Origin of the sequence: Kitasatospora sp. NPDC086009 (assembly GCF_044540385.1) — a bacterium.
Classification (GTDB): Bacteria; Actinomycetota; Actinomycetes; order Streptomycetales; family Streptomycetaceae; genus Kitasatospora.
This window is the reverse complement of the sequence record NZ_JBITSA010000017.1, coordinates 15,312-27,718: the sequence shown is the minus strand read 5'-3', so window position 1 is coordinate 27,718 and position 12,407 is coordinate 15,312. Positions and strand designations below refer to the sequence as shown.

At 74.0% G+C, this 12,407-nt stretch carries 10 protein-coding genes; 8 read left to right on the top strand and 2 right to left on the bottom strand.

The genetic code is table 11. The annotated features are described in order from the left end of the window. Nucleotides 1-142 precede the first annotated feature (142 nt). The 3 genes from ACIF6L_RS30925 to ACIF6L_RS30915 all read left to right on the top strand — a co-directional run bounded on the left by ACIF6L_RS30925 (nt 143) and on the right by ACIF6L_RS30915 (nt 4,401). Nucleotides 143-1,516: a pitrilysin family protein gene (locus tag ACIF6L_RS30925; protein WP_352294214.1), complete on the top strand. Its 1,374-nt coding sequence runs from the start codon at nt 143-145 to the stop codon at nt 1,514-1,516. After that, the gene (locus ACIF6L_RS30920; RefSeq protein ID WP_396490843.1) at nt 1,513-2,904 is read left to right on the top strand and encodes a M16 family metallopeptidase; all 1,392 of its coding nucleotides are present in this window, start codon (nt 1,513-1,515) and stop codon (nt 2,902-2,904) included. The genes ACIF6L_RS30925 and ACIF6L_RS30920 overlap by 4 nt, the downstream gene beginning before the upstream one ends. Before the next feature lie 303 nt (nt 2,905-3,207). Beyond that, the gene (locus tag ACIF6L_RS30915) at nt 3,208-4,401 is read left to right on the top strand and encodes an RtcB family protein (RefSeq protein WP_396490844.1); all 1,194 of its coding nucleotides are present in this window, start codon (nt 3,208-3,210) and stop codon (nt 4,399-4,401) included. Nucleotides 4,402-4,493: 92 nt separating this feature from the next. Here the strand turns inward: ACIF6L_RS30915 and ACIF6L_RS30910 are convergent, their stop codons facing one another. After that, entirely contained in the window at nt 4,494-4,775 is a 282-nt protein-coding gene (locus ACIF6L_RS30910; protein ID WP_359806403.1) for an HPr family phosphocarrier protein, read from the bottom strand. 223 nt (nt 4,776-4,998) lie between these two features. On the opposite strand from ACIF6L_RS30910, the gene ACIF6L_RS30905 reads away from it, so the two are divergent. From ACIF6L_RS30905 to ACIF6L_RS30890, 4 genes are all read left to right on the top strand, one after another. Continuing rightward, nucleotides 4,999-7,872, top strand: a complete 2,874-nt coding sequence (locus ACIF6L_RS30905; protein ID WP_396490845.1) for a GNAT family N-acetyltransferase — start codon at nt 4,999-5,001, stop codon at nt 7,870-7,872. Between the two features lie 94 nt (nt 7,873-7,966). Continuing rightward, nucleotides 7,967-8,566 carry a DUF5998 family protein gene (locus tag ACIF6L_RS30900; RefSeq protein WP_329489885.1) on the top strand — a complete coding sequence of 200 codons (600 nt, stop codon included), beginning with the start codon at nt 7,967-7,969 and terminating at the stop codon, nt 8,564-8,566. A gap of 38 nt (nt 8,567-8,604) precedes the next feature. Beyond that, nucleotides 8,605-9,789: a nucleotide pyrophosphatase/phosphodiesterase family protein gene (locus tag ACIF6L_RS30895; RefSeq protein WP_359806401.1), complete on the top strand. Its 1,185-nt coding sequence runs from the start codon at nt 8,605-8,607 to the stop codon at nt 9,787-9,789. 33 nt (nt 9,790-9,822) lie between these two features. Continuing rightward, nucleotides 9,823-10,479 carry a thymidine kinase gene (locus ACIF6L_RS30890; RefSeq protein ID WP_329489887.1) on the top strand — a complete coding sequence of 219 codons (657 nt, stop codon included), beginning with the start codon at nt 9,823-9,825 and terminating at the stop codon, nt 10,477-10,479. A gap of 7 nt (nt 10,480-10,486) precedes the next feature. Here ACIF6L_RS30890 and ACIF6L_RS30885 read toward each other — a convergent pair whose 3' ends face one another. Continuing rightward, the gene (locus tag ACIF6L_RS30885) at nt 10,487-11,242 is read right to left on the bottom strand and encodes a VOC family protein (RefSeq protein WP_396490846.1); all 756 of its coding nucleotides are present in this window, start codon (nt 11,240-11,242) and stop codon (nt 10,487-10,489) included. A 155-nt stretch (nt 11,243-11,397) separates the two neighbouring features. On the opposite strand from ACIF6L_RS30885, the gene ACIF6L_RS30880 reads away from it, so the two are divergent. Beyond that, nucleotides 11,398-12,258, top strand: a complete 861-nt coding sequence (locus ACIF6L_RS30880) for a sulfurtransferase (protein ID WP_396490847.1) — start codon at nt 11,398-11,400, stop codon at nt 12,256-12,258. The last annotated feature ends 149 nt before the right edge of the window (nt 12,259-12,407 follow it).

Here is a 12,407-nt window from a genome sequence, read left to right as displayed (position 1 = left end):
CCGACACTCCGAGCCAGCGCCCCTCTTCCGCCCCTGGCGAACGCCCGGTCCGCGCGGACACATCCGAGCCCTCCCCGCGTTGCACCACAATGGGGGACGCCACACGAACCCCCGACATCGACGACGGGAAGGACCCGAGCGCATGGCCAACCCGGCCCCCGCATCCGCCTCCACCGGAGGAACTGGCGCTGCCATCGCCATCACCGAGCACCGCCTGGCCAACGGCCTGCGCGTCGTCCTCTCCGAGGACCACCTCACCCCGGTCGCCGCCGTCTGCCTCTGGTACGACGTGGGCTCCCGCCACGAGGTGAAGGGCCGTACCGGTCTGGCCCACCTGTTCGAGCACCTCATGTTCCAGGGCTCCGCCAGCGTCTCGAACAACGGCCACTTCGAGCTCGTGCAGGGCGCCGGCGGCTCGCTCAACGGCACCACCAGCTTCGAGCGCACCAACTACTTCGAGACCATGCCCGCCCACCAGCTGGAGCTCGCCCTCTGGCTGGAGGCCGACCGGATGGGCTCGCTGCTGGCCGCCCTGGACGACACGTCCATGGAGAACCAGCGCGACGTCGTCAAGAACGAGCGCCGCCAGCGCTACGACAACGTGCCCTACGGCACCGCCTTCGAGAAGCTCACCGCGCTCTCCTTCCCCGACGGCCACCCGTACCACCACACCCCCATCGGCTCCATGGCCGACCTCGACGCCGCCACCCTGGAGGACGCCCGCGCGTTCTTCAGCACGTACTACGCGCCGAACAACGCCGTCCTCTCCGTCGTCGGCGACATCGACCCCGAGCAGACCATCGCCTGGGTGGAGAAGTACTTCGGCTCCATCCCCGGCCACGACGGCAAGCAGCCCCCGCGCGACGGCACCCTGCCCGACACCTTCGGCCGGGAGATCCGCGAGCACATCCACGAGGACGTCCCGTCCCGCGCCCTGATGGCCGCCTACCGGCTCCCGCACGACGGCACCCGCGAGGCCGACGCGGCCGACCTGGCCCTCACCATCCTCGGCAGCGGCGAGTCCAGCCGCCTCTACAACCGCCTCGTGCGCCGCGACCGCACCGCCGTCGCCGCCGGCTTCGGCCTGCTCCGCCTCGCCGGCGCCCCCAGCCTCGGCTGGCTCGACGTCAAGACCTCCGGCGACGCCACCATCGAGCAGATCGACGCCGCCGTCGACGAGGAGCTCGCCCGCTTCGCCGCGGAGGGCCCCACCGCCGCCGAACTGGAGCGCGCCCAGGCCCAGATCGAGCGCGAGTGGCTCGACCGGCTCACCACCGTCTCCGGCCGTGCCGACGAACTCTGCCGCTACGCCGTCCTGTTCGGCGACCCGAAGCTGCTGGGCAGCGCCCTGGCCAAGGTGCTCGACGTCACCGCGGAGGAGGTCCAGGCCGTCGCCCAGGCCCGCCTGCACCCGCGCAACCGGGCCGTCCTGGTCTACGAGCCCACCACCGGCGACGACACCGACGCCGACGAGACCGCCACCGACGCCACCGAAGAGGAGGGCGCTGCCGCATGAGCACCGACTACGTCCCCGCCATGACGTTCCACCCCAAGCCCGAGCCCGGCACCGCAGAGCCGTGGGCGTTCCCCGCCCCCGAGCGCGCCGCCCTCGGCAACGGCATCACCGTCCTGCACTGCGACCGCCCCGGCCAGCAGCTCGTCGCCGTCGAGGTCCAGCTCGACGTCCCGCTCGCGGCCGAGCCGGAGGGCCTCGACGGCATCGCCACCATCCTGGCCCGCGCCTTCAACGAGGGCACCGACACCCTCACCGCCGAGGAGTTCGCCGCCGAACTGGAGCGGGCCGGCGCCACCCTCGACGCGCACGCCGACCACCCCGGCCTCCGGGTCTCCCTGGAGGTGCCGGCCTCCCGGCTCCAGCGCGGCCTCGGCCTGCTCGCCGACGCGCTGCGCGCGCCCGCGCTGCCCGAGGACGAGATCGAGCGCCTGGTCGCCAACCGGCTCGACGAGCTCGTCCACGAGGCGGCCAACCCCGCCCGCCGCGCCGCCAAGGCCCTCTACGCCGAGCTCTTCGACGGCGCCGACCGGCTCTCCCGCCCCCGCGGCGGCACCGCCGACACGGTCAAGTCCATCGACCGGGCCGCCGTCAAGGCCTTCTACGACGCCCACGTCCGCCCCTCCACCACCACCGTCGTGGTGGTCGGCGACCTCACCGGCACCGACCTGCCCGCGCTCCTGGAGGCCACCCTCGGCGCCTGGACCGGCACCACCGCGGAGCCCACCGTGCACGCCCCGGTGACCGGCGACGACACCGGCCGCGTCGTCATCGTCGACCGCCCCGGCTCGGTCCAGACCCAGCTGCTCATCGGGCGCGTCGGCCCGGACCGCCACGACCCGGCCTGGGCCGCCCAGATCCTCGGCACCTACTGCCTCGGCGGCACCCTCACCTCCCGCCTGGACCGCGTCCTGCGCGAGGAGAAGGGCTACACCTACGGCGTCCGGGCGTTCGCCCAGCCGCTGCGCTCCGCCGCCGACGGCTCCGGCCGTGCGCTGATCGCGATCAGCGGCTCGGTGGACACCGCGTCCACCGCGCCGGCGCTCGCCGACACCTGGACCATCCTGCGGACCCTCGCCGCCGAGGGCCTCACCGACGCGGAGCGCGACGAAGCCGTGCGGTTCCTGGTCGGCGTGGCCCCCCTGAAGTACGAGACCGCGGGCTCCGTCGCCGGCACGCTGGCCGACCAGGTCGAGCAGGACCTGCCGGACGACTACCAGGCCGAGGTCTACCGCCGGCTCGCCGAGCTGCCGACGGCGAAGGCCACCGAGGCCGTCGTCGCGGCGTTCCCGGCGGACCGCCTGGTCACCGTCCTGGTCGGCGACGCCGCCACGATCGCCGACCCGGTGCGCGAGCTGGGCATCGGCGAGGTCACCGTGATCACCGCCTGATCAGCGCCTGATCCCCCCGGTACGGGCTGGGCCCGGTGGAGCACTCCGCTCCGCCGGGCCCCGCGTTTTATCCCGTTGCGGGCCCCGGGCGCCGCGTGGGTAGATGTTCCCCGGCACACACGAACGGGAGGAGGCGGTCACCATGCGGGTCGAGCGAACTGCACGACGCTCCCCAAGGCCGTTCTCCCGCTGTGCCCAGGGCGTCTGAGCCCCACCCCCGGAACTTCCCCGAGCCGCGCCGGGACTCTTCGCGCGGCACCCCACCTAGGCTTGAACCAGCCGACCTTTGGAGGTCGTTCAACCATGTCGTACACCGAGGTACCCGGCGTCCGCGTGCCGATCCGGATGTGGACCGACCCGGCCACCGTCGAGGGCCAGGCCATGCAGCAGCTGCGCAACATCAGCTCGCTGCCCTGGCTGCACGGCCTCGCCGTGATGCCCGACGTCCACCTGGGCAAGGGCGCGACGGTCGGCTCCGTGATCGCGATGAAGGGCGCCGTCTGCCCGGCGGCCGTCGGCGTCGACATCGGCTGCGGGATGAGCGCCGTCAAGACCTCGCTCACGGCCGGGGACCTGCCCGACGACCTCTCGCGACTGCGCTCCAAGATCGAGCAGGCCATCCCGGTCGGCCGCGGCCTGCACACCGACCCGGTCGACCCGAAGAAGCTCCACGGCTTCGCCACGGCGGGCTGGGACGACTTCTGGGAGCGGTTCGACGGCGTGGCCCACGAGGTCAAGTGGCGCCGCGAGCGCGCCATGCAGCAGATGGCGACCCTCGGAGGCGGAAACCATTTCATCGAAGTATGTGTTGATACCACCGGAGTCGTGTGGCTGATGCTGCACTCCGGGTCCCGGAACATCGGCAAGGAGCTGGCGGAGCACCACATGGGCGTCGCCCGGTCGCTGCCGCACAACCAGGGGCTGATCGACCAGGACCTCGCGGTCTTCATCGCGCAGACCCCGCAGATGGCCGCCTACCGCGAGGACCTCTTCTGGGCGCAGGAGTACGCCAAGAAGAACCGTGCGGTGATGATGGCGCTCTTCCAGGACGTCGTCCGCCGTGAGTTCGCCAAGGCGAGGGTCACCTTCGACGAGGTGATCAGCTGCCACCACAACTACGTGTCGGAGGAGCGGTACGACGGCGTCGACCTGCTGGTGACCCGCAAGGGCGCGATCAAGGCCGGCTCCGGTGACTTCGGCATCATCCCCGGTTCGATGGGCACCGGCTCCTACATCGTCCGCGGCCTCGGCAACGAGGCGGCGTTCAACTCCGCCTCGCACGGCGCCGGCCGGAAGATGAGCCGCAACGCCGCGAAGAAGCGGTTCACCACCCAGGACCTGGTCGAGCAGACCAAGGGCGTGGAGTGCCGCAAGGACAGCGGCGTCGTGGACGAGATCCCCGGTGCGTACAAGTCGATCGAGAAGGTCATCGAGCAGCAGAAGGACCTCGTGGAGGTCGTCGCCCACCTGAAGCAGGTCGTCTGCGTCAAGGGCTGACCCGGGCGCAGGCCCGCGGCTCCGGCGCCGCCGGGTGCCGGTCATGCGGAAGGGGGGCACCGCCGTGGCGGTGCCCCCCTTCTCGACGGTGCTCAGGCGGCGGCCGGCAGCTCGTCGAGGCCTTCCTGGACCAGCTGGGCGAGGCGGTCCAGGGCCTCGTCCGCGCCCTCGGCGTCGGAGGCGAGGACGACCTCCTCGCCGCCCTGGGCGCCGAGGCCGAGCAGGCCGAGCATGGAGGCGGCGTTGATCGGGGTGCCGCCGGGCTTGGCGATCGTGATCGGCACGCCGGTGGCCGTGACGGCCCGGACGAAGACGGAGGCGGGACGGGCGTGCAGGCCCTCGGCCCAACCGATGGTGACGCGGCGCTCAGCCATGAGACGTGCCTTTCCGGTGAAGCTGGTCATGGCCGGGGCAGGGGGGTTCCTTCGACCATGTTGTCTAGACCAGTGTTGCATGCAGGCAACCCCTGCGAGCCGCCGCGTTCAGGACTTGTGATTGTTTCTTTCGGGGGCATAACCCCCGGCCAGTGGCCGTCTCCACCCTGCCGCGACGACACGTCCGGCGCCATTCGGCTCGCCGCCGGATAACCTGACGAATGTGGACGACTCCGCGGTACCGCACCCCGAGCAGACCCCGCAGGATCCGCAGAACCGGCCGGCTCCCCAGCCCCGGCAGCACCAGGACGCGGACTACCCGCAGCACTGGGAGGCCGACGTCCTGCTGCGTGACGGCGGCACGGCCCGGATCCGGCCGATCACGCCCGCCGACGCCGGCCGGCTGGTCGAGTTCTACGAGCAGGTGTCGGACCAGTCCAAGTACTTCCGCTTCTTCGCGCCCTACCCGCGGCTCTCCGACAAGGACGTCCGCCGCTTCACCCACCACGACTTCGTGAACCGGGTCGGCCTCGCCGTGGTGGTCCGCGACCGCTTCATCGCCACCGTCCGCTACGACCGGATCGACGCCGACGGCCGCCCCTCGGAGACCGGCACCGACGCCGAGGTGGCGTTCCTGGTGCAGGACGCCCACCAGGGCCGCGGGGTCGCCTCCGCACTGCTGGAACACATCGCCGCGGTGGCCCAGGAGCGCGGCATCCGCCGCTTCCAGGCCGAGGTGCTGCCGGAGAACCGCAAGATGGTGAAGGTCTTCACCGACGCCGGCTACACCCAGCACCGCAGCTTCGCGGACGGTGTGGTCCACCTGGAGTTCGACCTGGAGCCGACCGCCGCCTCGCTGGCCGTGATGCGGGCGCGCGAGCACCGGGCCGAGGCGCGGTCCGTGCAGCGGCTGCTCACCCCGCGCTCGGTCGCGGTGGTGGGCGTCTCCCGCCACCCGCAGACCGTCGGCCGGGCGATCCTGCGGGACCTGCTCGGCGGGCTGCCGCACGGTGACGAGCGCCGCGTCTACGCGGTGAACCGCAACGCCCCGCCCGGCACCGCGCTGGACGGCGTCCCGGTGCACCGCTCGGTGCTGGAGATCCCCGGCCCGGTGGACCTCGCCGTGATCGCCGTCCCGGCCGCCGCCGTCCCCGCCGCCGTCGCCGACTGCGGCGCGCACGGTGTGCAGGGCCTGGTGGTGGTCACCGCCGGCTACGCCGAGACCGGCCCGGAGGGCCGCGACCGCCAGCGCGCCCTGGTCCGCCAGGCCCGGGCGGCCGGCATGCGGGTGATCGGCCCGAACGCCTTCGGCCTGATCAACACCGACCCCGCGCTCCCGCTCAACGCCTCGCTCGCACCCGTCCTGCCGCGCCGGGGCGGCTTCGGCATCTTCTGCCAGTCCGGCGCGATCGGCGTCGCCCTGCTGGAGGCCGCCCACCGCCGGGGCCTCGGCGTCTCCTCCTTCGCCTCGGTCGGCAACCGCTCCGACGTCTCGGGCAACGACTTCCTCCAGTACTGGGCGGAGGACCCGGCCACCGACGTCGTGCTGCTCTACCTGGAGTCCTTCGGCAACCCCCGCAAGTTCACCCGGATCGCCCGCCGGCTCGCCGCCGTCAAGCCGATCGTGGTCGTCAAGGGCGCCCGCCACACCGGCAGCCTGCCGCCCGGCCACGCCGTCCCGGTCACCGCCAGCGGGCTGCGCGACGCCACCGTCGACGCCCTGTTCGAGCAGGCCGGCGTCACCCGGGTGGAGACCATCACCGAGCTGTACGACACCGGGGAGCTGCTCGCGCTCCAGCCGCTGCCGCCCGGCGACCGGGTCGCCGTGGTCGGCAACTCCGACTCGCTCGGCCTGCTCACCCACGACGCCTGCCTCAGCGCCGGTCTGCGCCCCCGCACCCCGGTCGACCTCACCACGGCCGCCACCGGCGAGAACTTCCGGATCGCGCTGGACGTCGCACTCGCGGACCCGGCCGTGGACGCGGTGATCGCCGTCGCGATCCCGCCCATCGGCACCTCCGCGCATGCCTTCATGGGCGGCCGGCTGACCGGCCCGGACGATCCCGAGATGGGCTCCGACGACCCCGAGATCGCCGCCGCCCTGCTCGAAGCGGGCGAGCGCGCGAGGGAGTTGGGCAAGCCGCTGGTGCTCGCCCACCTGGCGCTGACCGACCTGCCGAGCCGGCTCCGCCCGGGCGGCATCCCCGCCTACCCGGCACCGGAGCGCGCCGTCCGCGCCCTCGCGCACGCCGTCCACCACGCCGAGTGGCGGCGCCGGACGGCCGAGGCGGAGGAGACCGCCCGCGTCCCGGAGCTGGACCGGATCGACGAGGGCGGCGCCCGCGACCTGGTCGAGGCGGCGCTCAGCACCCGGACCGCGATCGCCGCCCGCACCCAGCCCGGCGGTGCGCGGATCACCCTGCCGGAGGCCGGCACCACCGCGCTGCTCGCGCACTACGGCATCGACGTCTCCCCGACCCTGCCCGCGCCCGACGAGGAGTCCGCCGTCCGTGCCGCCGCGACGCTCGGCTACCCGGTGGCGCTCAAGGCGACCGCCCCGCACCTGCGCCACCGCCCCGACCTCGGCAGCGTCCGCCTCGACCTGACCGGCGAGCCGGGGCTGCGCCGCGCCCACCGCGAGCTGGACGCGCTGCTCGGCGGAGCCGCCCAGGCCGAACTCGTCGTGCAGCGCCTGGCCCCGCGCGGTGTGGACACCGTGATCGGGGCCACCGTCGACCCGGCGGTGGGCGCGATCCTCTCCTTCGGTCTGGCCGGCGCCCCGGCCGAGCTGCTCGGTGATGTTGCCCACCGTCTGGTCCCCGCCACCGACCAGGACGTCGCCGGTCTGATCCGCGAGGTCCGGGCGGCCCCGCTGCTGTTCGGCTGGCGCGGCGCCGAGGCGGTGGACACCGCCGCCCTGGAGGAACTGCTGCTGAGGGTGTCGCGGCTGGTCGACGATCTCCCGGAGGTCGCCTCGGTGGACCTCGAACCCGTGGTCGTCGCTCCGCACGGACTGGCGATCCTGGGGGCGCGGGTGCGGATCGCGCCCCTGCCCGTCCGCAGCGATCTGGGCCCGCGCGCGATGAGCACGCTGTAACCTTCCTTGGTTGCGCCCTGTCCGGGGGCGCTGTCGTCCGGAAGCTCGGCGCCGCGCCGCCCGCTTCGTCGGCGGACCATGCCAGGATGGAGTTATGGCGAAGACCGGTACCACCACCACTCAGGACCTGCGCTCGGCGATCGAGCGCAGCGGCTACTACCCGGCCCTGGTGTCCGAGGCGGTCGAGTCCGCGGTGGGTCCCGAGCCGATCAGCTCCTACCTGGTGCACCAGGAGACCACCTTCGACGCCAACGAGGTGCGCCGGCACGTCACCGTGCTGGTGCTGACCCCGACCCGTTTCGTGGTGAGCCACACCGACGAGCAGTCCGGCGGCGAGGCCGGCCCCGCGGTGCCCTACGCCACCACCTCCACCGAGAGCGTCCGGCTGGACCGGATCGGCTCGGTCGTGGTGAGCCGGATGGTCGCCAACCCGGAGACCTACACCCCCGGCACGCTGCCCCGCGAGGTCGTGCTGACCATCGGCTGGGGTGCCGTGCAGCGCCTGGACCTGGAGCCGGCCGGCTGCTCGGACCCGAACTGCGAGGCCGACCACGGCTACACCGGATCGGCCACCGCTGACGACCTGTCACTGCGGGTCAGCGAGGCGGGTGACGGCCCGGAGACGGTCGCCCAGGCCCTGGTGTTCGCCCGGGCGCTCTCCGACGCCACGATCAGCAACGGTCCGCGGGTCTGAGCCGACGCACCGGAAGCCAGGAAGTCAGCCTCTCACCCATGTCCTTCGCACCCGACGCCCACGACGCCTTCGAGATCCTCGACCCCGCCGCCGCCCCGGCCCCCCTGTACGGCGGCGGCTCGCTCTGTGACCTGCTGCCCTCGGTGGCGGCCGGCCTCGGCGTGCCCGGCTTCACCGCCGCACTGCCGATCGCCCCGGCCGACCGGGTGGTGGTCTTCCTGGTCGACGGACTCGGCTGGGAGCTGCTGCTGCGCCACCCGGAGTACGCGCCGTTCCTCTCCTCGCTGATCGGCAGCTCGTTCGCCGGCACCGGCCGCCCGCTGACCGCCGGCTTCCCGTCCACCACCGCCACCTCGCTGGCCTCGGTCGGCACCGGGACCCCGCCCGGCCTGCACGGCCTGGTCGGCTACACGGTCGCGGTGCCGGGCGCCGGCCACCTGATGAACCAGCTGCGCTGGCAGCCGCCGGTCGCCCCGCACACCTGGCAGCCGTACCCGACGGTGTTCGAGCAGACGCACGCCGCCGGGGTGGCGACCGCCCAGGTCTCCTCGCCGCTGTTCGCCCAGACCCCGCTGACCCGGGTGGCGCTCTCCGGCGGCAGCTTCCTCGGCCGCACCACCGGCGAGGAGCGGATGGACCGGGCCGCCCGCTGGCTGGCCGAGCACGACCGCGCCCTCGTCTACACCTACGTGAGCGAGCTGGACGGCGCGGGGCACCGGTTCGGGGTGGACTCCGACGACTGGCGGATGACGCTGGACGCGGTGGACCGCCTGGCGCGCCGCCTGGCCGAGCAGCTGCCGCCGCGGTCGGCGATGTACGTCACCGCCGACCACGGCATGATCGACATCGCTCCGGAGGACCGGATCGACTTCGACGAGGACTGGGAGCTGGGCGCCGGCGTCGCCCTGCTCGGCGGCGAGGGCCGGGCCCGGCACGTCTACGCGGTGCCCGGCGCGGCCGCCGACGTGTACACGGTCTGGAGCGAGGTGCTGGGCGACCGGATGTGGGTGGCCACCCGGGACGACGCGATCGCGGCAGGCTGGTTCGGACCCTCCGTGGACGAGCGGGTCTACCTGCGGATCGGCGACGTGGTCGCCGCCGCCCGGGACGACGTCGCGGTGACCGCCTCCCGCAACGAGCCCGGCGAGTCCGCGATGATCGGTCTGCACGGCTCGATGACCCCGGTCGAGCAGTTCGTGCCCCTGCTCGAAGTCCGCACCTGAACCCCCTTGAAGTGAAAGGCCTTCGCACCACCCATGGCTGAACTGGTGTTCTTCTCGGGCACGATGGACTGCGGGAAGTCGACGCTCGCTTTGCAGATGGACCACAACCACGCCGCGCGCGGCCGGCAGGGGATCATCCTCACCCGCAACGACCGGGCCGGCGCGGCCACCATCTCCAGCCGGCTCGGCCTGCAGGCCGAGGCGGTCGAGGTGGCGGACGAATTCGACTTCCACGCCCACGTCGTGCACCGGCTCTCGGCCGGCGGCCGGGTGGACTACCTGATCTGCGACGAGGCCCAGTTCTTCGCCGCCGAGCAGGTCGACCAACTGGCCCGGGTGGTGGACGAACTCGGCATCGACGTGTTCACCTTCGGCATCACCACGGACTTCCGCACCCGGCTGTTCCCCGGTTCCCAGCGGCTGATCGAACTGGCCGACCGGGTGGAGGTCCTCCAGGTCGAGGCGCTCTGCTGGTGCGGCGCGCGGGCCACCCACAACGCCCGTACGGTGGGCGGCGTGATGGTGGTCGAGGGCGCCCAGGTCGTGATCGGCGACATCACGGTGCGCGAGGACGAGGTCGGCTACGAGGTGCTCTGCCGCCGGCACCACCGCCGCCGGCTGACCGCCGCCACCGCCCGCGTCTCGGTGCTCTCCCCGGACGTGCTGCCCTTCGAGGAGCAGCAGGCCTGACCCGCTCCTACCGGAGCCCCGCCTGCAGCACCGAGAAGTGCCCGCCCTGCGGGTCCGCCAGTCGCGCCACCGGTCCGCGCCCGCTCTCGTGCGGCTCCAGCAGCACCCGGCCACCCAGCCGGATCGCCCGACGGGCCGTCAGTTCGATGTCCTGGACGGCGAAGTGGACTCGCCAGCGCGGCGGGTGGCCGCGCAGCTCGGCGCCGTGCCGGATGCCCGCCACCGGCCGGCCGTCCACCAGCAGCGCGGACTCGCCGCCGGCGGGTGCCACCGGCCGCCCGAGCACCGCGCCGTAGAACACCGCGGCGCCCTCCTCGTCCGGCGTGAGCAGTTCGGCCCAGGCCGGTCCGCCGGGCTCGGGTCCGGCCTCGCGGCCGATGTGCTCCTCGCCCTGCCAGAGGCCGAAGACCGCGCCGGAGACGTCGGCCGCGATCGCCAGCCGTCCGGCACGCTCGGCCTGGAGCGGCCCGACCGCGACCGTTCCGCCGCACTCGTGCACCAGTTGGGCCGTCCGGTCGGCGCTGTCCACCGCGAAGTAGGTGGTCCACTGCACCGGGAAGCCGGGCACCGCGGAGACGCCGAGGCCGGCGACCGGCGCACCGCCCGATTCGGCCCGGACGTAGTCACCGAGCTCGGTGGGGCCGGGGGTGTACGTCCAGTCGAGCAGCTCGCCGTAGAACGCGCGGGCGCCGGCCAGGTCGTCGGTCATCAGGCTGACCCAGCACGGCGTGCCCTGGGCCAGCCGGAGTGTCACCGCGGGCATGCGGGCCTCCTCACGGGGCGGTCGGCGCACGGACCTGCGCACGTGAGGGTGATGGTTCCACCCTGGCGCGCGTCGAACCCTCGGGCCGCGCGGAAAGTCCGGCAAAGACCGCACAAAGAGCGTTGAGTTGGTGGTGCTGCGCGAGAATGACCGCCATGACGACCTCTCACGATGACTCCCCGCTGGTGTCGGTGGCCGGCCTGCGGGAGGCGCTCGCCTCGGCGCGCCCGCCCGTCCTGCTCGATGTGCGCTGGCAGCTCGGCGGCCCTCCCGGCATCGAGGACTACGCGGCGGGCCATCTGCCCGGTGCGGGCTTCGTCGCGCTGGACACCGACCTCGCCGCCCCGGCCGGGCCGCCCGGGCGCGGTGGCCGTCACCCGCTGCCCGACCCGGAGGAGTTGGGCGTCGCACTGCGTCGCCTCGGGGTCCGCGCCGACCGTCCGGTGGTGGTGTACGACGGTGCGACCTCGCTGGCGTCGGCGCGCGCCTGGTGGCTGCTGCGCTGGGCCGGTCACCCGGACGTGCGGGTGCTGGACGGCGGGTTCGCCGCGTGGCAGGCGGCCGGGCTGCCGGTGACCACCGAGGTGGAGAGCCCGGAGCCGGGTGACTTCAAGCCGGTGCCCGGGCAGTTGCCGACGGTCGACGGGGACGGCGCGGCCGCGCTGGCCCGGACCGGTCTGCTGCTGGACGCGCGGGCGGGCGAGCGCTACCGGGGCGAGACCGAGCCGATCGACCCGCGGGCCGGCCACGTGCCGGGGGCGCTCTCCGCGCCGACCACCGAGAACGTCGGCCCGGACGGGCGGTTCCGGCCGGCCGCCGAACTGGCCGAGCGGTTCCGCGCGCTGGGCGCCGCCGAGCGGGAGACCGCGGTGTACTGCGGGTCCGGGGTGACGGCGGCCCACCAGATCCTCGCCCTGGCGGTGGCCGGGCTGCCGGCCGCGCTGTACCCGGGCTCGTGGAGCGAGTGGTCGAGCGACGAGAGCCGCCCGGTGGCGGTCACCGAGCAGCCCGGCTGATCGACGGAACGGGAGAGGGGTGGGGGGGGGGCCGGGGCCCCCCCCCCCCCCCCCCCCCCCCCCCCGCCGCCCGCGGGGGGGGGGGGGCGGCCCCCCCCCCCCGCCGCCGCGGCCGCCCCGCCCCGCGGCCCCGCCCCGCCCCCCACCCC

What these genes read in the sequence shown, in the direction of transcription:
- ACIF6L_RS30885 (WP_396490846.1), bottom strand. Translation starts at nt 11,242, where the DNA reads ATGCCCGCGGTGACACTCCGGCTGGCCCAGGGCACGCCGTGCTGGGTC.
- ACIF6L_RS30900 (WP_329489885.1), top strand. Translation starts at nt 7,967, where the DNA reads ATGGCGAAGACCGGTACCACCACCACTCAGGACCTGCGCTCGGCGATC.
- ACIF6L_RS30895 (WP_359806401.1), top strand. Translation starts at nt 8,605, where the DNA reads ATGTCCTTCGCACCCGACGCCCACGACGCCTTCGAGATCCTCGACCCC.
- ACIF6L_RS30910 (WP_359806403.1), bottom strand. Translation starts at nt 4,775, where the DNA reads ATGGCTGAGCGCCGCGTCACCATCGGTTGGGCCGAGGGCCTGCACGCC.
- ACIF6L_RS30890 (WP_329489887.1), top strand. Translation starts at nt 9,823, where the DNA reads ATGGCTGAACTGGTGTTCTTCTCGGGCACGATGGACTGCGGGAAGTCG.
- ACIF6L_RS30880 (WP_396490847.1), top strand. Translation starts at nt 11,398, where the DNA reads ATGACGACCTCTCACGATGACTCCCCGCTGGTGTCGGTGGCCGGCCTG.
- ACIF6L_RS30915 (WP_396490844.1), top strand. Translation starts at nt 3,208, where the DNA reads ATGTCGTACACCGAGGTACCCGGCGTCCGCGTGCCGATCCGGATGTGG.
- ACIF6L_RS30925 (WP_352294214.1), top strand. Translation starts at nt 143, where the DNA reads ATGGCCAACCCGGCCCCCGCATCCGCCTCCACCGGAGGAACTGGCGCT.
- ACIF6L_RS30920 (WP_396490843.1), top strand. Translation starts at nt 1,513, where the DNA reads ATGAGCACCGACTACGTCCCCGCCATGACGTTCCACCCCAAGCCCGAG.